We start from the raw sequence: 23,937 nt of genomic DNA, 5'->3' as shown, positions 1-23,937 counted from the left end.
TGGATTATTTCGGTAAAAAATTGATAAACACTTCGCTTCCCTGCCGGGCAGGGTGGGAATTATAACACCGCTCCAATGTCTTCAATTCAAACAGGGGTGCGAACAATTCCCGGTATTCGGCCTCCATACCCCCAAAAGGCGGGCCATCATGTGAAAAATTTCTGTTAAACAATACGCCAGCCAGATGACCACCAGGTTTGATCAGTGTATGCATATGCGTTACATAATCCCGGCGAAGAGATGGGTCCAGCGCGCAAAAGAAGGTTTGCTCCAGTACGATATCATACCGACCTTCATGCCGGAAAAAATCGTCTTCCACTATCTGTAAAGCGGTACCGGCAAAAGCCTGCCGCAGCTGTTCAATCAATGCCGGTGCGATATCCAGCACCGTTACCCGGCGAAACCCTTTCTCCAGCAGATAAGCAGCTTCGTAACTGTTCCCGGCGCCCGGTATCAGTATCTCCAGGTCCCTGTCTTCCAGTTGATCAATATACGCTTGCAGGGGCGGCGACACCCGTCCCATGTCCCAGCCAATATCCCCTGTCAAATAACGGTTATTCCAGTATTGAGGGTCTGTAGTCTCCATATTATCATTCTTCTTAAAATCGCTATTTACAAACATAATTGTTATTTTTATACTTTATTTCCCGATTGACCACCCTATGCCTGATGAAAAACACTAGGATTGCCATCGTTTTGCTACTCCTGCTTGTATTTTCCTGTGACCTGTTCGCGCAAAACGTAGAGATTTTACCAGATAAAACCGCCGACTGTCCACCTTTCACGGTTGCTTTCAATTCCCGGCTCGATCCTGGCTATACCAGCCTGGAATGGGATTTCGGCATTGGCGCCAAGGTGACCGGCAATCCCACTCCTTCCAGGATATTTCCCGATCCGGGCGTGTATCACGTCACCCTCACGGTGGATTATTCCGGCAAAAAAATCATCAAAACGGTAGACATCACCGTTTACAACAGACCCGTAGTTTCCTTTACGGCAGATAAAACCAGCGGCTGTAAGCCACTGACAGTTAACTTTACGGACCACTCCACTCCTGGCGACGGCACCATCGAAAGCATCATCTGGAACTTCGGAGATGGCGCCGCAGATGGCGGTCCGGCGGTTTCCCACGAATTCACGGAAACCGGCTCGTACAATGTTATCAGCCTGGTAACCAACAGCAAAGGATGCCGTACCAGCAGCGATCCGGTGACCATCACCGCCAAAGAAGCGCCCGTACTGTCTTTCACAGCAGATAAAACGCAGAGCTGCGTGGCGCCATTGACGGTCACCTTTCAGAATACCAGCACCAACACCACCGGCGATCCGATTTCGTATGTGTGGGACTACGGCGACGGTACTACCGGCACTGACGCCACACACACCTATACAGCTGAAGGCAGTTATACCGTTACGCTTATCCCCACCAGCACCAACAGTTGCGCCGCACCACTGGTGAAAAAGAACTATGTTGTCATCAAAAAACTAACGCCCGGCTTTGTCCTGAAACAAGGATGTGCCGGCACAATGGCCACACTTTCCAGCACTACCGTGCCTACACCGGACAAGGTCACCTGGGTTATGCCGGATGGTAGCACTTCCACAGGTCCCAACGCTTCGTTTTTTGCTGCCACCGCCGGTGATTACAAGGTGAAGATGAGCGCTATCATTGGTACCTGCTCCCAGGATATTGAACAAACTGTACATATCAATGAGCGCCCAACGATCGACCCTATAGGTACACCCACCCGGTCTTGCGCAGCCCCACTGACAACCAGCTTTAAAGCACAGTCGCAGAACGCCACCTCGTGGTTATGGGATTTCGGTGACGGCACTACCTCTACAGAAGAAAACCCAACGCATACTTATAACCGCTACGGTACATACAGCGTTACGCTCCAGGCTTCCAATGGCAGCAATTGCACAACGACAGCAAGCAAAGACGGCTATATTCTCATCACCCCGCCATCTGCCACGATTTTTCCCGCCGGCACGGAAGGCTGTATCCCGATGATCATCCCGTTTCAGGCACAGGTCACCAGCGTAGAGAATGTGGTCAGCTACGAATGGGACTTCGGAGATGGTACAACCTCCAATGAACAGAATCCTACGCACATTTTCGACAAAGAGGGAATTTTTTCAGTCACGCTGAAAATAACGACCGCCAGCGGCTGCACTGCAGCCGCTAAAACTGTTTTCCATACCGGGGCGCCGCCCGTAGTAGACTTTACGGCAACACCTCTCATATCCTGTGCTATCGACCCTGTCAAGTTTACCAACTTGTCCACACCGGTAGGCCCTTATGTCACCTATATGTGGATTTTTCCGCAGGATAATGGTACCATCACCGGCAAAGATCCTACCTACAGCTTTAATCATATAGGCCAACACGATGTACGCCTGGTGGTGAATAACAACGGGTGTATCCGCGAACTGCTCAAACCCAAATACATTCAGATATTACCGCCACAGGCCCGGTTCTCCGTCGATCCGGACTGTGTGGACCCCTATCACCGGCAGTTCAAAGACGCCTCCGACTTCGGCCCTGAACCGGCGCCACAGAAAAAATGGTTCTGGGATTTTGGAGAAGGCGGCGCCACTTCCACCCTGCAAAACCCGGAATTCCGCTATACCACTACCGGCAGTAAAACGGTAAAGCTGCAGGTGGATAACGGCGTTTGTAAATCCGATACAATCATCAATATCAACATCATCGACGAAAAGCCAGTACTGATGCCTGATGAGCCATGGGTATGCATCGGCAAAGCGTTGCATGTGAGCCTTGGCCCGCTGACTGCCGGTAATATCAACTCTTATGCATGGGACTGGGGCGATGGCACACAGCTTTACTTCATGGGCTATGAGGTAGATCCATCTAAAGGACTGTCCCATATTTACCGCAAATCAGGTACCTATACCGTCAAGCTCACTATCGTGGATAAAAACGGATGTTTGCGTACAGCCGTCCCCGTTACCGTGGACGTACACGGTGCCGTGGCAGATTTCACCGTCACCGGCAGAAAATGTATAAAAGATGAACTGACATTTACCGACAAATCCACCATCGATGCGGGCAATAAAATCGTCAACTGGACATGGGATTTCGGCGATGGCAGCCCCGTGGAGAGCAACGGCACACAGCCGCTCAACAGCAAACACACCTATACTAACTTTAAAGACTATACGGTAACGCTGACCACCACCGATCAATTTGGTTGTATCATTCCGGCACAGCAACAGGTGTACCTCGAAACCGTAAAAGCCGACTTCGCCCAGCCGGCAAACGTAGTGTGCAAGGGCAGCCGGTTTTATTTCAACGACAGGTCTGCCGGCACTGTAGTGGACTATGCCTGGGATTTCGGTGATAACACCACCGGCACCGGCGTTAATCCGGCCAAGGCATATGCCGCTTCCGGCACTTATGATGTAACGCTGAAAATCACCACCCGGGAAGGATGTACCGACCAGATCACAAAAAAACAGACACTGCGTGTACCCGATCCCGTAGCCGACTTTTCTTTCCCGCCTAACCTGGAACTTTGTCCGCCGGTAACGGTGCCGTTCACCAACAAATCCAGTGACTATGTGAAGTCTCTCTGGGAATTCGGCGATAACAGCACATCTTCCAAAAACGATCCCGGTAATCACATCTATGTACGGGCCAAAACATACAACGTTAAGCTGACTGTATATTCAGAAGGAGACTGCCCTGCCAGCAAAACAATCCCGGTCACGATAGAAGGCCCTGACGGATCATTTGCCGTTACGCCTGCAACCGGCTGTGTGCCGCTGGCAGTAAACATTACAGCCGTTGCCAATAAAACCACTAATTTCCAGTGGGACTTCGACGATGGTACCGTATTAAAAACACAAGTACCTGTTGCCCCCGCCCACACCTACACCAAGCCGGGTATTTATACGCCGCGGGTGTCATTGATAGACGACAAAGGTTGCGCCGTAAAAGCCGAAGGAGACGACAAGGTCGTGGCAGACAATGCCATGGCCGATTTCACGATAGATAACAGCGCCGCCTGCGGTGGTGGCAACGTGTTGTTCAAAAACACCAGCACTGCGGTGACCAACGATCTGCTGGGACTGCCTTTCGCCAGCAAATGGACGTATACGCCGACTAACACCGGTAACGGTAAAGACGGCTCGTTTAATTATCCACAGCCCGGCAATTATAACGTTACACTGGAGATCATCAGCAACTACGGCTGTAAAGACCAGAAAACACTGCCGGTAGTGATACCCCCGCAGCCGCAACCAGTCATTGCCGCTATCCCTGAGTTATGTGTAACAGGAAAAATACAGCTGCGTGGCAGCGACACCAAAAACCTGCCGGCCACCAAATGGAAATGGCAGTTAGGTAATGGACAGGAATTCGACATCCCATCGCCTCCGGATATGGATTTCAACACCATTGGCGTAACGCCGGTTAAACTGACGATCACCAATGCAGACGGCTCCTGCCCGGCAACAGCCGCCACCAATATCGTTGTGCACCCTGCCCCCGACCTGCAACCAACACCGCCTGAATCCAGCATCTGCAAAGGCGCATCGCTGCAGTTGTTTGCCAATACTGATGCCAATGCTACGGTAAGCTGGACGCCTTACAATATTTCCAGTGCCAACAGCAAAACACCCACTGTAAAACCCGACAAGGATACGGTTTATAAAATACAGGCTGTCAGCGAGTTTGGCTGTAAAAGCAATAGCAGTGTGCGCGTTACCGTGATACAGCCATTCCGGATGTTTGCGCTGGATGCCACCATCTGTTCCGGAAAAAGTGTGCAAATGCAATCCGGTGGCGCCTATCGCTATAAATGGATACCTGCCACAGGCCTGAACAACGCCACCATTCCGGACCCTGTTGCCAATCCCGCCACTACCACCAATTACCAGGTAGTAGGATATGATGACATAGGTTGTTTTACCGACACCGTGCTGGCTAAAGTAACGGTACAGCCGTCGCCGCAGATCAACCTCGGACCGGACATGGAAGTGGCTGCCGGCAGCGTCATACCCATACCCGCTGTAGGCAGCAACGATATCACGCAGGTGGAATGGACACCCATCAATAACCTGAGCTGCTACAACTGCCTTGCGCCGGTGGTTACACCCAAAGGCAGCACCATCTATCATGTGACCGTGATGAACCGCTACGGCTGTATCGCCGGGGACGATATCCATATCAAAACGATCTGCAACGGCGGTAACATCTTCATTCCCAATACATTCTCGCCCAATGGCGACGGCATGAACGATGTTTTCTATATCCGTGGCCGTGGTATGCAGACCGTCCGTACATTCCGCATATATAACCGCTGGGGCCAGGTCATGTTTGAGCGCTTCGGTATCAACGGCGATGATCCTTCTTTCGGTTGGGATGGCCGTTATAAAGGCACCGCGCTCAATCCGGACGTATACGTGTATTACGCGGAAGTTATCTGTGACAGCGGGGAATCGATCATTATGAAGGGTAATGTGACGTTGATCAGGTAACAATAATTTTGAAACTTTTGATTTTGGGAGATGAATAACGGCGGTTGGTCATCTCCCGAAATCAAAAAATCGAAAATCAAAAAATAATATATATAATATTTTTCGTTAATTTGTGGTATGTATCCTATGAAATACCTACAGGCTAAGTGTCTAAGCGCGTTAGTGCTCCTGATATTCCTGGTGCAGGGCAGCCCTGTGTGGGCCCAGCAGGCCGATTTCTCCTATACTGCGGTACCTGCCACCATGTGTAACCCGGTAACACTCACTTTTAAGAACAACAGTACCGGTAATCCCACGGCCTACAGCTGGGATTTTGGCGACGGCAGGACATCTCACGACGTCAATCCGCAGATCACCTATACGGCGCCCGGACCTAAAAAAGTGACGCTGGTAGCCACCTTCGCAAACGGTACCAGCACCTACTACCGTACTTTTGAAGTGGGGGCCACCCCGCAGATAGCTTTCAGCGCTGATGTCACCAACAGCTGTAAGCTCTATACCGCCAATTTTACAGACGCCACGCCCAACGCTATGGCCCGCACCTGGGACTTTGGCGATGGCACCGCTCCTGTTACCACCAGCAACGCATTTATTTCACACGCCTATACGAAGGCCGGCAAATACGACGTAACCCTGACCGTTACCAATAGCAACGGCTGTCAGTCAATGCTGAAAAAAGCGTCCTACATCACTATTTCCCAGCCACAAATATCCCTGGACGCGCCTGTCAGCGGTTGTGTGCCTTATACCGCCTCCTTCAATGCCACATCTACCAACGATCTTAATGATCCGGTGGCTGAATGGAAATGGACTTTTGGCGACGGCGCTACCGCCAATACTACCACCGGCACTACCTCTCACGCCTATGTGCAAACAGGCACCTACAATGTAGTGTTGGCTGTCCGTACCAATGGCGGCTGCGAGATCAGCAAAACGTTCGACAAACAGGTACGCACCGGCAATCCACCGTCGGACGTAAGTTTCACCGCTACGCCCGCCAGCGCCTGCGTAGGCGCGCCGGTAAGGCTGCTGGCCAACGCTAAATATGCCGACAGCTACAGCTGGGACTATGGCGACGGTACCAAAGAAGAAGTATACACCAACGATATCCGCCACGGCTTTGCCACCAATGGCATTATCACCATCAATATGAAAGCCGGTAGCAACGGTTGTTATACGCCGGCAGCTCCGATTATGGTCAATATCACCGGTCCGGTATCGCAGTTCACCGTCACCAGGGATTGTAACGACAAGAGCAAATTTATCTTCACCAATACTTCCACCGGTACAACGCCCACCACCACCTACCAGTGGGATTTTGGTGACAACACACCAGTAACTACCGGTCTGAATGCCTCCCATTCCTATACTTCACCAGACAAATACACCGTACGCCTGACCATCAGCGACAACAGCAACAACTGTAGCCACAGCAGCTATCAGACCGCGTATTATTTCAAAGCAGACTTTTCAGCAGGCGTGAGCAGCATCTGCCGCGGCAGCAAAGCCACTTATGAGGTATTGAATGTGCCGGTCAACCTGGTGGCCGATTACACCTGGCAATTTGGTGATGGTTCCACCTATACCACTACCGATCAGCGTTTTGTGAAAACATGGGCCACTGCCGGTATTTTCACTGACCAACTGACCATCCGTTATAAAGACCCTGCCTATTGCGACGATATCGTTACCAAACCAAACAATATCAACATTCTGGCGCCACAGGCAGATTTCACCCTCGCCTCCACCACCTGCGCAGGACAACCGGTTTCCTTTGCCAATAACGCCACCCCTTCGCCTAACATCCCGATTGCCAGCTGGCAGTGGGACTTTGGCAATGGTAAAGTGTCTTCCGCGCAAACACCGCCTGCCACCACTTATTCCGCCTCCGGCGGATATCCGGTGAAACTTGTTATCACCGATGCCCGCAACTGTCAGGACTCTGTTACGAAAGATATCAACATCAACCCGACGCCTTTTGTACGCGCTTCTGCCGCGCAGCCTAAAATCTGCGAAGGCAGTACCGTTACCCTGCATGCCCAGTCCGATGCCACCGTACAGTGGCTCAACGGCGCCAGCCTTAGCTGCGTGTACTGCCCGGACCCGGTAGCCTCTCCGGTGATCAATACCCGCTACCTGGTGGAAGCAGCTAACGTATACGGTTGCACGACAAGAGACTCCACGGATATCGCAGTAGTGCCCAAAGTAAACCTCACCGTCAGCAAAGACACGATCGCCTGCTATGGCTCCTCCGTGCAACTGAAAGCCAGCGGCGCCGCGATCTACAACTGGACACCGGTAACTGGCCTGACCAACAATACCATCGCCAATCCGGTTTCCACGCCTATTGAAGACATTACCTACCAGGTAACCGGCACCAACGATGCCATCTGTCCGATGAGCGCGCCACTGTCTGTAAAAGTGTCTGTTAAAAAGGTGCCTACCATCAGCGCCGGTAATGACCAGACGGTGATGGCCGGAGATGTTGTCCGCCTGATGGCCAACGGCAGCTCTGATATTGTGAAATGGCAATGGTCGCCCGCAGACTACCTTGACAATCCGACGTCGCCCTTTACCAACGCGGCTGTCAGGAAGTCTATCTCCTATGCCATTACAGGCACTAACCAATACGGGTGCACGAAAAGCGATGTAGTAAAAATCGATCTCATCTGCAATACCGACCTGATATTTATTCCCAATACTTTCAGTCCTAATGGCGACGGGGTGAACGATATCTTTTACCTGCGTGGCAAAGGCATCAGCCTGGTGAAATCGTTCCGCGTCTTCAACCGCCTCGGGCAGGAAGTTTTCCACCGGGAAAACATTCAGGTGGAAGATGTCAATGCCGGCTGGAACGGTACCTTCAACGGACAGCCACAGGGAGCAGACGTATACATCTACTTCGTGGAAGCTTATTGCGACGCCAACGAATTTTTCCGCCTTAAAGGCAACGTAACATTACTCAGATAATAACAAGCGGTCTATATGAAAACTGTATATAAAGCCTTATTGACAGTCATTTGCTTCAGCTGTGGATTACAGCTACGGGCACAGGACATACACCTGTCACAGTTTTATGAAACCCCGATACTCCGTAACCCGGCCCTGATCGGCATTTTCAATGGCGATGTGCGCTTTCAGGCCGTGTACCGCAACCAGTGGAACAGCGTCACCATTCCTTATCAAACCGGTACTATGAGCGGCGAGATCAAGTTCCCGGTTGGTAACGGCAACGACTATGTCACCACCGGGCTGCAACTGACCTATGACCGGGCAGGTACTTCCAAACTGCAATCCACCCAGATCTTTCCGGCGATCAACTATCACAAGTCGCTGAATGAAGACAAGACAAGTTTTCTCTCCCTCGGCTTTATGGGTGGGCTGGTACAGCGGCAGTTTGACCCCACTAACATGACATTCAACAACCAGTATACCGGCGGCCGTTTTGACCCGGCAGCCCCTACAGGAGAAGAAGGCAAACTGGCGCTGAAAGGATATACTTATCTTGACGCCGGTGTAGGCCTTAGTTATAATAGTGTGATTGGGGAAGATGTGGCCTACTTCATCGGGGCCGCCTTGTATCACTTCAACCGGGCGAAGATTTCTTTCTACAACGATAAAAACATTGAGCTGGCGCCCAAGCTGTCATTTAATGCGGGTATCACCATCCCGCTGGAAGAGCGGGTGAAGCTGATAGCACATTATAACCAGCTGCACCAGGGCGGTTATTCAGAGTATATCGGTGGTGCGCTGATTGGTTATGGCCTGATGAACGAAGGACTGGAGTCTACCCGGGCCATCTATGGCGGGTTATTTCTACGCTGGAATGATGCAGTTATCCCCACAGTGAAGATCGATATGGAAAAATTTGAAGTGGCCATGAGCTACGATGCCAATATTTCGCAGTTGCGGACAGCCAGCCAGAGCTTTGGCGGATTTGAAGTGTCATTGGTTTTCAAGGGTTTCCTCAACAGCCGGAACAGTACTTTGGAGCGTTTAAACTGTCCAAGATTCTAAATCATTGATAAACAACAATTTACTTCACCAAATTAAAACCGTTAAATTTTACCTAAAAAATTGGCAAACCTAACAAAATGGCGCATAGTTTGTTATTTTTATGAGTGAGACAAAGGGCTAACGCGCTGTTATTAACAAACAAAAATTGGGAAATATTTGAAAAAAACTTTATTTTTATAATACTATGTGGAAAACCTCTACCCTCATTTTACTTACAGTTTTCTGCCTTTTATCCCTTGTGGGTAAAGCTCAAACCGGGTCCCTACCGAATAATCCGGAGGGGGGTAGGCAAATTGTGAAACTTTATCCCAACCCTGCCACCAACTTCATCAATTTTGAAATTCAACAGCATAATAACGACCGCATATACGATCTTATTGTGTACAATTTTCTCGGAAAAAAAATTGATCAGATAAAGAGCATCAGCAGTCGTACTACTGTCAACCTGGACAATTACTACAATGGTCTCTATATCTTCCAGCTTCGCGACCAGCGGGGCAACCTGGTGGAATCAGGCAAATTTAATGTTGTAAAATAGCTTTCAGCTATTGACTTTCCCTCCAACAGACTATTAGTAAATTATCCTAAAGAAAGCCTATACCGAAAGCTACTCTACTTATCTTTTTTACGCGATCTCTACGATCAAAAATTTCAGGTACGTTGTGTTCTCAATATTCCTCAAAATGGGGTGATCTTTTGCCTGTGTCTGGAAAGTGACCTGGCGGAGGCGTTTTTTGGCGTCTTTGGCAGCAGCATCGATCGTTTCCAGGAAGAGTTCCGGTGATACCAGGTTGGTACAGGAAGCTGTCACCAGGAAACCGCCCTGATTCAGCAGTTTCATGCCCCTGAGATTAATTTCCTTATAACCGGTAACGGCTTTCCGGATATTCTCGCGACTTTTGGTGAAGGCCGGCGGATCCAGTATCACTACATCAAACTTGCGTTCTTCCCGGGTATATTGTTTCAGTTGATCGAAAGCATTTACCGCCTGGAACTTACACACCTCCTGCAGGTTATTGAGCTCCGCGTTGCGGCGGGCAGTTTCCACAGCATGTTCTGAAATATCCAGTCCCAGTACACTTTTAGCACGGTAATACCCTGCATGGCAGGAGAAAGTGCCGGTATAGCAGAAAGCTTCCAGCACATTGGCGTCTTTCACGATCTGGCGTATTTCGCGGCGGTTGTCCTGCTGGTCCAGGAAGTAGCCTGTTTTCTGACCATTCACGATATCCACATGGAACTTCAGGCCGTTTTCATTGATGATGACATTGGTGTCAAAAGGCGCGCTGAGGAAGCCTTTCTGTTGCTCCATCCCTTCCAGTTCCCTTACCGGCACATCATTCCGCTCATAGATACCTTTGGGTGAAAAGATACGGTTGAGCGCATCCACGATGGCAGGTTTCCATTTCTCCATGCCCAGTGCCAATGTTTGCAGCACAAAATAATCGTTGAACTTATCGATTACCAGGGCAGGCAGATCGTCCGCTTCCCCGAAAACGAGGCGGCAGTTTTCCACATAACCCAGTTTCTGCCGGTATTCCCAGCATTTGAGGAGACGGCGGTAGAAAAATTCAGGATTGATCTCCTCGCTTTTATCGCGCGTCAGCAGGCGTACCAGGATCTGGGACTGTGGGTTGATATACCCTCTACCGAGGAAGGAGCCCTGATGGGTATGAACATCCACGATATCACCCGGTACTACTTCCCCTTTGATTTCAGCCACTTCATTGCCGAAAATCCAGGGATGGCCCAGTAATACCCTGTTTTGTATCTGTTTCTTTAAAAAAACCTTGGTCATTTACATTATTTCGAACCGCAAAGGTACAGAGAAGATCTGTCTTTTTGGCGGCCAAACAGGGGTTGGCAAAATAATTGACTAAGCACAATTGCAGATAATCATTACAATTATGACAGAAAAAGACCAAGACATGCAGACAAACGGACAGGCAAACAATGCTGGAGAAAACGAAAAAGGCATGCCTGATTTCAATGCTGAAGAAAATATCAGTGAAACGTCTCATATGACTAATGCATTGGAAGTAGAACCTGAAGAGGAGTTGATCAAGAAAGATCAGCAACTGAATGAAATGCGGGACAAATACCTTCGTCTGCAGGCTGAGTTTGATAATTTCCGTAAACGTACAGCCAAGGAAAGACTGGAGCTGTTGCAAACGGCGGGTAAAGAAGTTATCATATCTTTGCTGGACGTACTGGATGATTCAGAGCGGGCTGCCAAACAGCTGAGCACTGCCAACGATATCACTGCTATCAAAGACGGAGTAAACCTGGTATTCAACAAGTTGAAAACCACCCTGCAAGCCAAAGGATTAAAGCCTATGGAAAGCCTGCACGCCACCTTTGATACCGACCTGCACGATGCCATCACCGAAATTCCGGCTCCCACGCCAGATCTTCAGGGTAAAGTAGTAGATGTGTTACAGGAAGGCTATTACCTGAATGACAAGCTAATCCGTCATGCTAAGGTGATAGTGGGCAAATAAGTGATGTGACGATGTGGCATATACCGCAGCGATCGCCTATGCAGATGTAAAACAATATTTTTTACTGAAAAAAACCGGTGCCTGGCACCGGTTATAAGTGATTTTATAATGTCTACCAAGAGAGATTATTACGAAATACTGGGTGTTTCCAAATCCGCCTCCCAGGATGAAATCAAGAAAGCTTACCGCAAGGTGGCCATGCAGTTTCACCCTGACCGCAATCCCAACAATACGGAAGCGGAAGAAAAGTTCAAAGAGGCAGCCGAAGCCTATGAGGTATTAAGCGATGCTGACAAACGGGCACAATATGACCGTTTCGGGCATGCCGGCATGAACGGTGGCCGTGGCGGCTTTGGAGGTGGTGGCATGAACATGGAAGACATCTTCTCCAATTTCGGTGACATTTTCGGTAATGACGATATTTTCGGTTCCTTCTTCGGAGGTGGCCGTGCTGGCGGCGGCGGCGGCCGGCGTGGTCGTGGCACCCGCGGTTCCAACCTGCGCGTGAAAATCCGTCTGACCTACGAGGAAATCGCCAAAGGCGCCAACAAAAAAATCAAAGTAAAGAAATACGTTCCCTGTCAGCACTGCGGAGGCCTGGGCGCGAAAGATAAAAACGCGTTCCAGACCTGTAACACCTGCGGCGGCTCCGGCCAGGTAAGAAAGGTGACCCAAACCTTCCTTGGCCAGATGCAGACCGTTACTACCTGCCCTACCTGTCATGGCGAAGGCCAGATCATCACCAGCAAATGCGGCCACTGTAAAGGTGAAGGCCGTATGTATGGCGAAGAAATGGTGAGCATAGACATCCCGGCAGGCGTACAGGAAGGCATGCAGCTGAGCATGAGCGGTAAAGGCAATGCCGGCGAAAGAGGCGGCGCACCCGGTGACCTGCTCATTCTCATCGAAGAAGAACCACATCCGGAACTACAGCGCGATGGCCTCAACGTAGCCTACGACCTGCACATCTCCTTCCCTGATGCCGTTTATGGCACACAGGTGGAAGTACCTACCATCGACGGTAAAGCGAAAATCAAAATACCCGCAGGAACACAAAGCGGTAAAATCTTCCGCCTCAAAGGCAAAGGATTCCCCTCTGTCAACTCCTACGAAAAAGGCGATCAGCTCATACATGTAAACGTATGGACACCGCAACACGTCAGCGCGGAAGAACGGGCCATGCTCGACAAACTCCAGTCTTCTGACAACTTCAAACCCAACCCCGAAAAATCGGAGAAAGGTTTCTTTGAAAAAGTCAGAGACATATTTAGTTGATTTTACTATTTGAATATTTTTTTATTTAATTAATAAAAGCGAAGACCATAGCGGATTTCCGTTCGCTGTGGTCTTCGCTTTTAAATGATTAAATAGCCAAATAACCAAATATCAAAATAAGATGGATTCCAAACTACAGATGTTCGAGAACCGGCTCACCAAAGTATTCCGGCATATTTCCAAACTGGCCAAGCGACAAAACATCACCTGCTACCGGGTGTATGATGACGATATTCCCGAATTTCCCTTCAGCATCGAGATGTATGAAGACCACGTGTATATCGCCGAATATCAGCGCCGCCATGGCATGGAAGAAGCCGATCATGAGGCCTGGCTCGATACCTGTCTGGAACTGATCAGCAAAGTACTGGACGTACCACCTTCCCACATCTGGGTAAAACAACGGCAACGCAAGGAAAACCGCCAAAGCCAATACGAAAAACTCAGCACGGAAAGCCGCGAAATGACGGTACAGGAAAGCGGACTGAAATTTAAGATCAACCTCTCCGATTACCTCGACACCGGCCTGTTCCTCGACCACCGCACCACCCGCAACATGGTACGCAATGAGGCGAAAGATAAAAAAGTACTGAACCTCTTCTGTTATACCGGCTCCTTCTCTGTATACGCCGCCGCCGGCGGCGCCACCGAAGTGACATCTGTAGACCTTTCCAAGACCTACCTCGCCTGGGCAGAAGACAACATGCGGCTCAATGGCTTCGATACCGCCAAACATTCCTTTGTACATGCGGATGTGCTACAATATCTCGATACCCTTAAACTCAATACCTTCGACCTGGTGATCATTGATCCGCCCACCTTCTCCAACAGCAAACGGATGAAGGATTTCCTGGATATCCAGCGGGACCATGCGGAGCTGCTCAACAAAGTGTTGCTCGCTACCAAAAAAGATGGCGTAGTGTATTTCAGTAATAACTACCGCCGTTTTATATTGGAAGAAGATAAAATCAATGCCAGCAGCATCAAAGACATCACCAATCAAACACTCCCCTTCGACTTCCAGCAGAAGCTGGTGCGTAAGTGCTACCGGCTTATCAAATAAGCCCTAACGCTTCATCTTACGGACCTGCTTTACCATCTTCAGGAATTCCTGCCGGTACCCTTCTTTGTCTTTACCCAGGGCCCTGCGGGCGATCTCTGAGACCATTTCGGTATCACCGCAACCACGGTAAGCGGAATTGCGGAGTATCATGCCCAATAATGCCACAGCAGCAGCAAACCGACAATCATCCGGGGCAGCGTCAAAAGCTGTTGCGTTGGCCTTCACGCCGGTTTCCAGTGTACACAGCACCGTGTCCAACGGATGACGGTAAGAGATGCTGATATTGGCCAACAGGCTATCGGCCGCCATCATACTATCACGTGGCACAATTTCATACATCGCCACGGCGCAATGCCCGCTTCCTACGATGCCACCATTGTGTTTCGATGAAGCGTCCGTATTTGTTTCATACACTTTGTTCTCATAACCGATAAGCCTATACGATTTTACCATAGCAGGGTTAAAGGTCACTTCCGTTTGCACATCCCGGGCCACTGTAAAAAGCGTACTGCCGAATTCCCGTGCAAAGACCTTACTGGCCTCCTCCAGGTCATCGATATAGGCGAAATTGCCGTTTCCCTTGCTGGAAAGGGACTGCAGCTTCGAGTCCTTGTAGTTTTTCATGCCAAACCCGAGGCAGGTCAGTAACACGCCGCTTTCCTTCTTCTCCATGATCAGCTCCTCCATTTCGGCATCACTGGTAAGCCCTACGTTGAAATCCCCATCAGTAGCCAGGATCACGCGGTTATTCCCATCCGGGATAAACTGTTCAACCGCTATCTGATACGCCATTTTAATGGCAGCTTCCCCCGCGGTAGCCCCGCCGGCGCTGAGATTGTCGATAGCATTGAGGATTTTCTCTTTCTGGTCGCCGGCCGTGGCAGGCAGTTTGATACCGGGAGTACCGGCATAGGCCACAATCGCCACCTTGTCTACCGGCCGTAGGTTATTGACCAGAATACGGAAGGCTGCCTGCAACAGGGGCAGTTTGTTAGGCACGCCCATCGAGCCGGAAACATCGATGAGGAAAACGAGATTACTGGGCGGCAGACTGTCTGTCTGCAAGGCTTTCGCCCTCAACGCTATCTGCAACAGCCGGTGCCCGGGTTCCCACGGACAGGTGGTATAATGACTGTATACCGCCATGGTCTTACCTTCCGGCGGCAGTGGATAATTGTAGTGGAAATAGTTCACCATTTCTTCTATCCGGACAGCATCTACCGGCACCGGTTCTTTCAGTCGCAGGAAACGCCGGATATTGCTATAGGCAGCCCTGTCCACATCCACCGCAAACACCGATACCGGCTGCGTCTGTGCGCGGGTGAACTTGTTTTCATAAGTAGTGCCGTATGTTTCATTGTAAAAAGCATGTATGCCCATGCCTACATTGCCGTAGTTGGGGTTGCTGTTCTGCCTTGTGCGGGCACTGGCTTTCGCCAGGGCAATAGCATCAAGGGCTTTACGTATAGGCGCCAGTGTTATCAACAGACGATCGGTGGCATTCACCTTCATCTGTAACGGGCGATAACCTTCCCGGGTAAACAGCAGTTGAGCAACAGTTGAGGGAATCGTTATTCTAAAAAGCCCGAAAGCATTCGTGAGTACCCTGGTGGTATCATCAACAATGCTAACGGTTACTCCGGCTACAGGACGATGAGTGATACTGTCCTCTACTGCTCCCGATACCCAGATTGTTTGTGCGTGTACACTGCCAGCCCATAACAACAGGAGTAATAGGAATTTTCGCATATGTTAAGATAATCATTTCCGGTAAAGGAACCAAGCTTCTGAAGGTGTGTAAAAAAAGCGAAGACCACGCTGATCTTCGCTTTCACACTCTTCATAGCATCTTTTGTTTTGCTGAAATGCTATTCCTCACCTTCTACCAGCTGATAGATTTCCGGCAGATTGCGGCCCAAACCATCATAATCGAGGCCATAACCCAGCAGGAATTTATTAGGCACGGAAAAGCCCAGATAGTCGATTTTAATAGGATGTACCATTGCTTCCGGCTTGGTCAGCAAGGAAGCTACCAGCAGTTTCTTAGGTTGCTGATGTTCCAGTTGCGGCAGGAACTGGCTCAGTGTTTTACCGGTATCCACAATATCTTCGAGGATCACCACCGTACGGCCGAAGAGGTCTTCGTCCAGACCGATGGCCTGCACCACATTACCGGTAGATTTGGTACCCTTGTAGGAAGCCAGTTTGATAAAGGATATCTCAGCCGGAATGTTGAGATATTTGAACACATCACCGGCAAACATAAAAGAACCATTGAGGATAGCGATAAACAACGGGCGTTCATCCTTAAGGTCCCTGCTCATGTCTGCAGCTATTTCCTTAATACGCTGCTGCAGCTCTGTTGCACCGATGTAGGGTTGGAATTTCTTGTCATGCACCTGAATAACCGACATAATACTACTTCATTTCCATATTTAACAATAATAAGCCGAAAAGGATTACTGCTTATTTATTCACTAACAGGCGCTGTCCAATTTTGATATCGAAGCCCTGCAAATTATTCCATTCCTGCAACTGGGTTACAGATTTGTTGTACATTTTAGAGATACCATACAGTGTTTCTTTGGGCTGTACTTCGTGGTACCTGGCGCCCGTACCGGCTGATGCCGGGGCTGGTTTGTATACCGGAGGCTGTGTAGCTGGTACCGGAGCGGGAGCGGGCTTATACACCGGAGGTTGAGTAGCCGGCGGCGGTGTCGTGTTTTTGGCAGTACCATTGTTGTTGCCTACATCCCCTACTTTCTTCAGATCATCCACCATACCGGCAGGAACGCCGCCCTGTTGCGGGCGCGCCGGCTGTGATTCCGGTGCGGAAGTAGTACCACCAGTGGTTTTGGCTACTTCTTCCTTTACTTTTTCAATTTCTTTACGGGGAGAAAAATCTTCCGGCGGCTCCTGGTCTTCCTCTCTCACGATGCGGGTATTTTTTGCCAGTGCAGGCGTACCGGACGCAAAACCTTCGAGGGCCAGGCGCTGGCCGGCAGCAGGTTCTTCACCTTCATGCATTTTATTGCGGCGGCGCAACCATCTCAAACGGATTCCTTCTGCCTGTGCAATGTCATGCATGGTTTCACCATTGCTGACGTTATGGAATTCCTTACTACCTCTTTTACCTTTCTTCTGCAGGAAGATAAACATGTCTTTCCGGAGAGGATTGTCATTATCCAGGTCATTAAAGCGAACCAGCTTGCTCAGGCGGATATCATGTTTGCTGGCCAGTTGAATCAGGGAAGTACCGGCTTTTACAAAGACCACGCGGCGACCGTTGATTTCAAATACGCCTTTCGGATAGTTGCCGGCCATTGGTTTGCCGCCACCCTGCTGAGGCCTGGAAGGAGCCGGGCGGTTGTCGGGACGGTTGTTATTGCCCGCATACACAGGAGGTTTCTCTTCGGTGTAATCCTGTTCAGGAGCGGCTTTGCCCATCGCTATCAGCGTGTATTGCTGCAGGTTGTAATCTTCGATCACCTTGATCAGCTGCTGTGGATAGGTTTTATTGGTGGCGTATCCGGCCTGTTTCAGTCCGAATGCCCAGGATTTATAGTCATCTCCGTCAAACTGGAACAGGAAAGCGTACCGGGGATTGCTGCGCAGGAAATCGGAGTGGTCCCGGTAAGAGTCCCGGGCATTATCATATACGCGGAAACATTCCTGGGCGGCGTCGTCATCATAGCGGATGGTTTTGCCGGTCCAGGTGTTTTTACATTTGATACCGAAGTGGTTATTGGATTGCAGACAGAGGGTCCCGTTGCCGGATTGGGTTTCCACGATGCCCTGCGCCAGTTTGATGGCTGCGGGCACGCCTGTGCGGCGCATTTCCTCCACGGCAATACTCTTGTAAGTAGCAATGTATTGCTGGGTGGTCATCTTTTGTGCCTTCAGCAGAGGCATGCAGCCAATAAGAAAACTGACTACCAACAAAAATTTTCTTACTTGCATGTATAATCGAATTTAATGGGCATGGTGTAGGTGCCGGTTTATTTCTTCCTGATCAGGAGGATACCGTCGCGGATGGTGAGCAACACCTGTTCTGCGCGGTCATCTGCCAGCACTTTCTCACAAAATCTGACCATGGCTTTAGCCTGGCTTCCCTGCTCATTTTCCGGCTGTAATACCTGTCCGTGGTACAATACATTATCAGCCAGAATAAATCCGCCGGGGCGCAGTTTTTCCCAAACCAGGTCATAATAATGTACATAACCGGCTTTATCAGCATCAATAAACACTAAGTCAAACACCTCATCCAGTGATGTCATCACTTCGGCTGCTTTTCCGATATGCATTTTTATTTTATCAGCATACCCGGATGCCTCAAAATATTGATGGCAAAGGGTTTCCAGTTCTTCGTTGATATCGATGGTATGTAATATGCCGTCATCAGGCAGGCCTGCGGCCAGGCAGATGGCGGAGTATCCTGTATACGTGCCCAGTTCCAGTATCCGGCGGGGCCGCAACATACGGCTGACCATCTCGAGGAATTTCCCCTGTACATGGCCACTTAACATATGCGGCAATTCCACTTTCAGATGCGTTTCACGGTTCAACTTGTACAACAGCGGATTTTCCGGGCTGGTGTATTTCTCAGCATATGCCTCAACTGCCGGTAGGAGCTCCATATATAAAATTTCTGCAAAGCTATGAAAAAAGCAGTTGCGGCGACACCCATCAACATAACGTTGCCCGGCCGGAATTTATTCTTCCGGCTAACGGGCAGGTATATCCGCGCCTGACGGGCGCGGCCGTCTTAAAAGTTAGGTCTGAGTTTATTGGTGGTGTAAAACACACGGAAATACTCCACCACTTCGTCGGCGGTATCGAAAAGCTTCAACAGGCCCAGGTCCTGCGGATTAATATTGCTTTCCTTTTCCATCATCACGGTACGTATCCATTCCAGCAGACCGCTCCAGTATTCACGGCCTACGAGTACCATCGGGGTTTCCTCCATCTTCTTGGTCTGGATAAGGGTAGCCACTTCAAAAAATTCATCCATGGTGCCAAATCCGCCAGGCATCATCACAAATCCCTGGGAATATTTGGTGAACATTACTTTGCGGACAAAGAAATAGTCGAAGTTGAGTCTTTTGTCGGGGTCAATAAAGTCGTTGGGGTTCTGCTCATGTGGCAGGGTGATATTGGCGCCTACGGATTTACCATGTGCAGCCTGCGCGCCCTTATTGGCAGCTTCCATCACACCGGGACCACCGCCGGTAATGATACCAAACCCTTCCTCCGCCAGCCTGCGGGAGATTTCCTGCGCCAGTTCATAATAACGGTTACCCGGTTTGGTACGGGCTGATCCGAATATAGATATACAGGGGCCTATTTTGGCAAGTGATTCAAAGCCTTCCACGAATTCCGCCATGATCTTGAATATCTGCCAGCTGGAATGCGCTCTTGTTTCTGTCCAGTCTCTTTCCTTAAGGTTTTTTAAAGTACCATTCATGCCGAATCTGTTTTTTTGTAAAGAAATGCTGACCCTTACTTACGGGCAGGGACACCCTGTAATTTATAGAATTATTGGCTTTTTGGCATATAAAGTATAAAAGCAGGTAACTTAAAAGAAACCCGCTTTACATTTAACACGTTATGAACATGCAGCCATGTTGTTAAAACCTGGCTGCAGAAACGTTGCTAAAGTTGGGTGATACAATATGGTGAATATGTTTCAGCACAATATAAGGCCATCGTAGCGGCCATTGTTTTCATAACGTTTGATCTGCATTTAATTTATTAATAATTCGTACAAAATCCTAATCATTTTATGATTTTGTTATTTTGATATTTAGATATTTGGTTTAGGTTGTGTTAGATATTTAAAAAGGGAAAACATTCCGCCTATACGAAATGGTTTTCCCTTTTTAAATATCTAAATACCAAAATAACCAAATATCTAAATGGTCGTCAGCTCTTCTGCCAGGCCGAATGACAGCGTCATACCGGCGCCGCTGAGGGCATTCACGATAGTGACGTCCTTTTCCGGAGACAGAACCAGCTCAGTGGCGCCGTTGGTCAGTTTCGGGTAAATGCCATGCCATTGTTCCTGGATAGTGTAGGTAGGTGCCTCCAGGAAAGTGTGCATGTATTTCAGAATGAGGTCATTGATAAATGCTTTATCAAATGGTTCGAAGTCCGGACCATATTCATGCGAGTCACCGATGGTCAGTTCACCGGCGCCGTTCTGGGAAATCAGCAGGTGGATGCCCCATTTTACATATTCCGGCATTTCCTGCGCAAATCGTTGTTTCAGCGGTACCAGTGCAGCACAATCGTTGAAAGAGGCGTAATGGGCCAGGGTAAGACCGGCACACAATGCGGGGCCCAGCTGCCAATTGCCCGGCTGCGGGATGGTACGCATCATCTGCAGTTTGCATTTGGTAAGAGGCGCCGTGGCATACGCTGCAGGATACAGTGTTTCAAAATCTGCTCCGCTGCACACATATACCTGGTCTACTTTCCACTTTTCATCTTTGGTTTCGATATATGGCATGCTGATACCGTTAACGGCTGTATTAAACCGAACGGTCACATTCATTTTCGCTTCGAGGTGTCGTGCAATTGTGGCACTGGCCTGCCGCGGGTTCACTGTCATTTCTGTGGGGCTCCAAAGTGCACCTTGCAAGCCTTTCGTTTTGATGGCCCGGGTATATTGACCGATATTTTCCGGTGCTATCAGCTGACAGTCAAATCCATTGGCAGGTGCTGCCGCTGCAAATTCTTCCAGTACGGCCAGTTCATCTTTTTCATATACCAGGTGCAGAGAGCCTGTTTCCTGACATTGCAGCCCGGTAGCTGCTGCCAGCTCTTTCCATACGCTGCGGCTATGCATGGCACGCTGGTACATTTTACCTGCACGCTGACCGACAGGCCATACCAGTCCGAAATTGCGGATGGAGGCACTGATAGCCCTGCTGTTTCTTTCAAATAAAACTACTTTTTTCCCTTTGGACGCCAGTTTATACGCCATGGCCAGTCCTACGATGCCGGCGCCTACTACCGCTACATCCGCTTGTTGTTGTTGCATGATCGCTATTGAGCAAGAGTTTATAATATAGATAACAGTTCATCGAGAGAAGCTACCAGGTGGGTATGCGGGCCTTTCTCCAGCTCTTCTTTGCTATAGGCGCCGGTGGTAACCCCTACCACATAACGGCAGCCGGCATTGGTACCTTCTTCCAGATCGGAAATAGTGTCGCCCACTTTCATCACCTCTTCAATGCTGCGTACCTCCAGTGTTTCCATGATACGATAGATCATATAAGGATAAGGACGTCCATGAGGCACCTCATCACTGGTGGCGACTGCGTCTATCAATCCCTGCTCCTGCCAGCCGGTCCTTTGCAGGATCACGTTGGTGATGTCGCGGTCAAAACCTGTGTCCAGCGCTATTTTAATTCCTTTCTGCCGCAATGCCGCGAATACTGCGGATACGCCCTGCTTCTCCCTTACAGAAGTATCTGTGGCGTAGTGCGCTTTCATGTTTTCCACAAACTGCGTGTGCAGCTCGTCAACAAAATTCTTGTCTGCATACCGCGCATCATTCTTCTGTTGCAGCAAGTAACGGATCGCGTAAGGTTTGGCGTACCCCATCACTTCGTTGACCTCTTCCAGGGATACATGCACGCCAACCAGTTGTATGGCCTGTTGCAATACTTTAGCCACATTGGCCTCGTCGTGCAGCGTGGTGCCCGCAATATCAAAAACAGCTAATTTAATATCCATCTCTTTAAAAATTTATGGAACAAAGGTATAAAATTTGTAAAAATAAGTTTAGCATTTATAAACAAACTTAACAAGGAGGTAACATGAGAAGGAATAAAAAAACCCGTCCGGCTAAGGCCAGACGGGTCATATAAATATTTTCCGGGGATCAGAAGCCTAAACCAGCGCCTACGCGGTAGATCAGGTTATTGCGGTAAGGCGAACGGTTATCCTGGATCACATCATACATGATAGAGATACCGATACCTACCCGGCCACCTACGCTTTGGGTATACCCTGCGCCTACCAACAGGCTGGGCACACTGTAGCTCGTGCTGAAATCACTTTTAGGATTTGTATAATACACGGTTGATTTCTGGGAAATATAGTTATACTCCGGCTGGATATGCACAAACAGCATCGGGATAGGATATACGCGGCCCCAGATACCACCGCCAAAGATGGTATACTTATCACGCTGGGCAACATCGCCGTAACCATTATAGCTTTTGAACTGTCCGTACTGCGCATTTACGTTGATACCGGCAGCAATGTAATCATTGAAGCGGTAGCCCACCAGCGGGGAAACCTCCACATTGGTATAATCGCCGAAAACCATGCCCAGCGAACCTCCCAGTATCAACCGGGAACGGTCGAAACCGCGCGGCGCACTGGTGTCTGTTTTATAATACTGTGCATGCGCCAGCTGGGCGGAGATAAGAAGACAGATACCTATCAATAAACGTTTCATACCTGGTTTGTTATGTTTAACTAATGTAAGGGGTAAAAGCTTGTTTCCCGGCAAAAATAACCATTTACTGTTTCTCTTTAGAAAGATGGACAGATCGTAGACCTTTTTGCATTTGTAAAACTACGGTTAGAATATAATCCACTGTAAACCAGGCCGATTTCATAAGCTCCTCTCCTGCTGTTGGACACAGCCAGGTTAGAAGTGGTGACATCATAACTGAACTGGAGTTTAATATTACTTAACTGATAACCTACCATAAACATAGCGGCATCTTTGGCGCGATAGTAAATACCACCGGACACCTGCTTGGTGCCATCGCCGGAAAGATTGTAGGCAGCACTCAGCCCTATCACAAACTCGCTGGTGCTGGCCTGCCGGGAGTAATAAGCGCTGGGATTAATGATCAGCACATCACTTGTTTTAATGCTCGCATTCAGAAAACCGGTATAACGGCGGGGCACTTTATTATCGCCGTCATAAAAGGTTTCCCGCGGCGTGTTGATATGTTGCACAGCGAAACCTGTATTGATGTACAGGTTCTCTGTCGGGAAATAGGCATAATTCATCCCTACGTTCATATCGAAATAATTCACACTGGACTGGGTAAAAGGTTCTGCCGTGGGTATCTGGGAATCGAAGAATTTTCCATTCCACTGATCACCGAAAGTCAGTTTGGTAATATCCACACGTTTACCGGCAGATCCGGCCTGGAAGCCCATTGACAGCAGGCTGCTTTCGCCCAGCAACTGATGATAGGCTATGGAGGCATAGCCTTTGGTGGAAGACAAGTTTCCGCTACCCGCCACATCACGAAGAATAACACCGCCTACGCCCAACCATCCATAAATGAGCCGGTCGCTCAACAGCTGGAAATCACCATATACCGACATGGTCCGGTAAGGCACCGGGATACTGCTCCATTGGTCGCGGTAATTGGCCCCCACGCGGAAATTTCCGTCGGGGATAAAACCGGTATTGGCAGGGTTGGTGGTTAACGGTGAATTGTAATACTGCGAAAAGTGCAGGTCCTGTGCGGACACGCTTACTGTGAGCAACATTACAATCACCCACCCTGCGGTGATGTTAACAATCAGCTTCTTCATGAC

At 49.4% G+C, this 23,937-nt stretch carries 18 protein-coding genes; 7 read left to right on the top strand and 11 right to left on the bottom strand.

Annotation, left to right across the window (positions count from 1 at the left end):
- Nucleotides 1-4: 4 nt before the first annotated feature.
- The gene (locus HHL17_RS08015; RefSeq protein WP_240975110.1) at nucleotides 5-622 is read right to left on the bottom strand and encodes a methyltransferase domain-containing protein; all 618 of its coding nucleotides are present in this window, start codon (nucleotides 620-622) and stop codon (nucleotides 5-7) included.
- Between the two features lie 47 nt (nucleotides 623-669).
- On the opposite strand from HHL17_RS08015, the gene HHL17_RS08010 reads away from it, so the two are divergent.
- From HHL17_RS08010 to HHL17_RS07995, 4 genes are all read left to right on the top strand, one after another.
- Entirely contained in the window at nucleotides 670-5,505 is a 4,836-nt protein-coding gene (locus tag HHL17_RS08010) for a PKD domain-containing protein (RefSeq protein ID WP_169224216.1), read from the top strand.
- Between the two features lie 126 nt (nucleotides 5,506-5,631).
- Nucleotides 5,632-8,475, top strand: a complete 2,844-nt coding sequence (locus HHL17_RS08005; protein ID WP_169224215.1) for a PKD domain-containing protein — start codon at nucleotides 5,632-5,634, stop codon at nucleotides 8,473-8,475.
- 15 nt (nucleotides 8,476-8,490) lie between these two features.
- On the top strand, nucleotides 8,491-9,522 hold the full coding sequence (locus HHL17_RS08000; RefSeq protein WP_169224214.1) for a PorP/SprF family type IX secretion system membrane protein: 1,032 nt from the start codon (nucleotides 8,491-8,493) through the stop codon (nucleotides 9,520-9,522).
- 295 nt (nucleotides 9,523-9,817) lie between these two features.
- Nucleotides 9,818-10,060, top strand: a complete 243-nt coding sequence (locus HHL17_RS07995; protein WP_169224213.1) for a T9SS type A sorting domain-containing protein — start codon at nucleotides 9,818-9,820, stop codon at nucleotides 10,058-10,060.
- 87 nt (nucleotides 10,061-10,147) lie between these two features.
- Here the strand turns inward: HHL17_RS07995 and HHL17_RS07990 are convergent, their stop codons facing one another.
- Nucleotides 10,148-11,320 (bottom strand): class I SAM-dependent rRNA methyltransferase, encoded by a 1,173-nt coding sequence (locus HHL17_RS07990; protein WP_169224212.1) that lies wholly within the window; start codon nucleotides 11,318-11,320, stop codon nucleotides 10,148-10,150.
- Nucleotides 11,321-11,429: 109 nt separating this feature from the next.
- On the opposite strand from HHL17_RS07990, the gene HHL17_RS07985 reads away from it, so the two are divergent.
- The 3 genes from HHL17_RS07985 to HHL17_RS07975 all read left to right on the top strand — a co-directional run bounded on the left by HHL17_RS07985 (nucleotide 11,430) and on the right by HHL17_RS07975 (nucleotide 14,361).
- Nucleotides 11,430-12,023, top strand: coding sequence for a nucleotide exchange factor GrpE (locus HHL17_RS07985; protein ID WP_240975108.1), 594 nt, complete (start codon nucleotides 11,430-11,432; stop codon nucleotides 12,021-12,023).
- A gap of 108 nt (nucleotides 12,024-12,131) precedes the next feature.
- Nucleotides 12,132-13,298 (top strand): molecular chaperone DnaJ, encoded by a 1,167-nt coding sequence (gene dnaJ, locus HHL17_RS07980; protein WP_169224211.1) that lies wholly within the window; start codon nucleotides 12,132-12,134, stop codon nucleotides 13,296-13,298.
- A gap of 121 nt (nucleotides 13,299-13,419) precedes the next feature.
- Nucleotides 13,420-14,361: a class I SAM-dependent methyltransferase gene (locus HHL17_RS07975; RefSeq protein ID WP_240975107.1), complete on the top strand. Its 942-nt coding sequence runs from the start codon at nucleotides 13,420-13,422 to the stop codon at nucleotides 14,359-14,361.
- Nucleotides 14,362-14,364: 3 nt separating this feature from the next.
- Here the strand turns inward: HHL17_RS07975 and HHL17_RS07970 are convergent, their stop codons facing one another.
- The 9 genes from HHL17_RS07970 to HHL17_RS07930 all read right to left on the bottom strand — a co-directional run bounded on the left by HHL17_RS07970 (nucleotide 14,365) and on the right by HHL17_RS07930 (nucleotide 23,934).
- Complete coding sequence (locus tag HHL17_RS07970; RefSeq protein ID WP_169224210.1) at nucleotides 14,365-16,110, bottom strand: YfbK domain-containing protein; 1,746 nt, start codon at nucleotides 16,108-16,110, stop codon at nucleotides 14,365-14,367.
- Nucleotides 16,111-16,229: 119 nt separating this feature from the next.
- Nucleotides 16,230-16,775: a hypoxanthine phosphoribosyltransferase gene (gene hpt, locus HHL17_RS07965; RefSeq protein ID WP_169224209.1), complete on the bottom strand. Its 546-nt coding sequence runs from the start codon at nucleotides 16,773-16,775 to the stop codon at nucleotides 16,230-16,232.
- A gap of 52 nt (nucleotides 16,776-16,827) precedes the next feature.
- Nucleotides 16,828-18,321 carry a glucosaminidase domain-containing protein gene (locus HHL17_RS07960; protein ID WP_169224208.1) on the bottom strand — a complete coding sequence of 498 codons (1,494 nt, stop codon included), beginning with the start codon at nucleotides 18,319-18,321 and terminating at the stop codon, nucleotides 16,828-16,830.
- A 38-nt stretch (nucleotides 18,322-18,359) separates the two neighbouring features.
- The gene (locus tag HHL17_RS07955) at nucleotides 18,360-18,998 is read right to left on the bottom strand and encodes an O-methyltransferase (RefSeq protein ID WP_169224207.1); all 639 of its coding nucleotides are present in this window, start codon (nucleotides 18,996-18,998) and stop codon (nucleotides 18,360-18,362) included.
- 128 nt (nucleotides 18,999-19,126) lie between these two features.
- Nucleotides 19,127-19,825, bottom strand: coding sequence for an LOG family protein (locus HHL17_RS07950; RefSeq protein ID WP_169224206.1), 699 nt, complete (start codon nucleotides 19,823-19,825; stop codon nucleotides 19,127-19,129).
- A gap of 447 nt (nucleotides 19,826-20,272) precedes the next feature.
- A complete protein-coding gene (locus tag HHL17_RS07945) occupies nucleotides 20,273-21,403 on the bottom strand; it encodes a TIGR03364 family FAD-dependent oxidoreductase (protein ID WP_206155936.1) in 1,131 nt (376 codons plus the stop codon).
- Nucleotides 21,404-21,423: 20 nt separating this feature from the next.
- A complete protein-coding gene (locus tag HHL17_RS07940; protein WP_169224205.1) occupies nucleotides 21,424-22,101 on the bottom strand; it encodes a phosphonatase-like hydrolase in 678 nt (225 codons plus the stop codon).
- Nucleotides 22,102-22,249: 148 nt separating this feature from the next.
- Complete coding sequence (locus HHL17_RS07935) at nucleotides 22,250-22,831, bottom strand: hypothetical protein (RefSeq protein ID WP_169224204.1); 582 nt, start codon at nucleotides 22,829-22,831, stop codon at nucleotides 22,250-22,252.
- 77 nt (nucleotides 22,832-22,908) lie between these two features.
- Nucleotides 22,909-23,934: a PorP/SprF family type IX secretion system membrane protein gene (locus HHL17_RS07930; RefSeq protein WP_169224203.1), complete on the bottom strand. Its 1,026-nt coding sequence runs from the start codon at nucleotides 23,932-23,934 to the stop codon at nucleotides 22,909-22,911.
- Nucleotides 23,935-23,937: the final 3 nt, after the last annotated feature.

Source organism: Chitinophaga fulva (assembly GCF_012927205.1).
Lineage (GTDB): Bacteria > Bacteroidota > Bacteroidia > Chitinophagales > Chitinophagaceae > Chitinophaga > Chitinophaga fulva.
The sequence above is the reverse complement of the archived record's forward strand: the minus strand, read 5'-3'. Positions and strand labels throughout refer to the sequence as shown.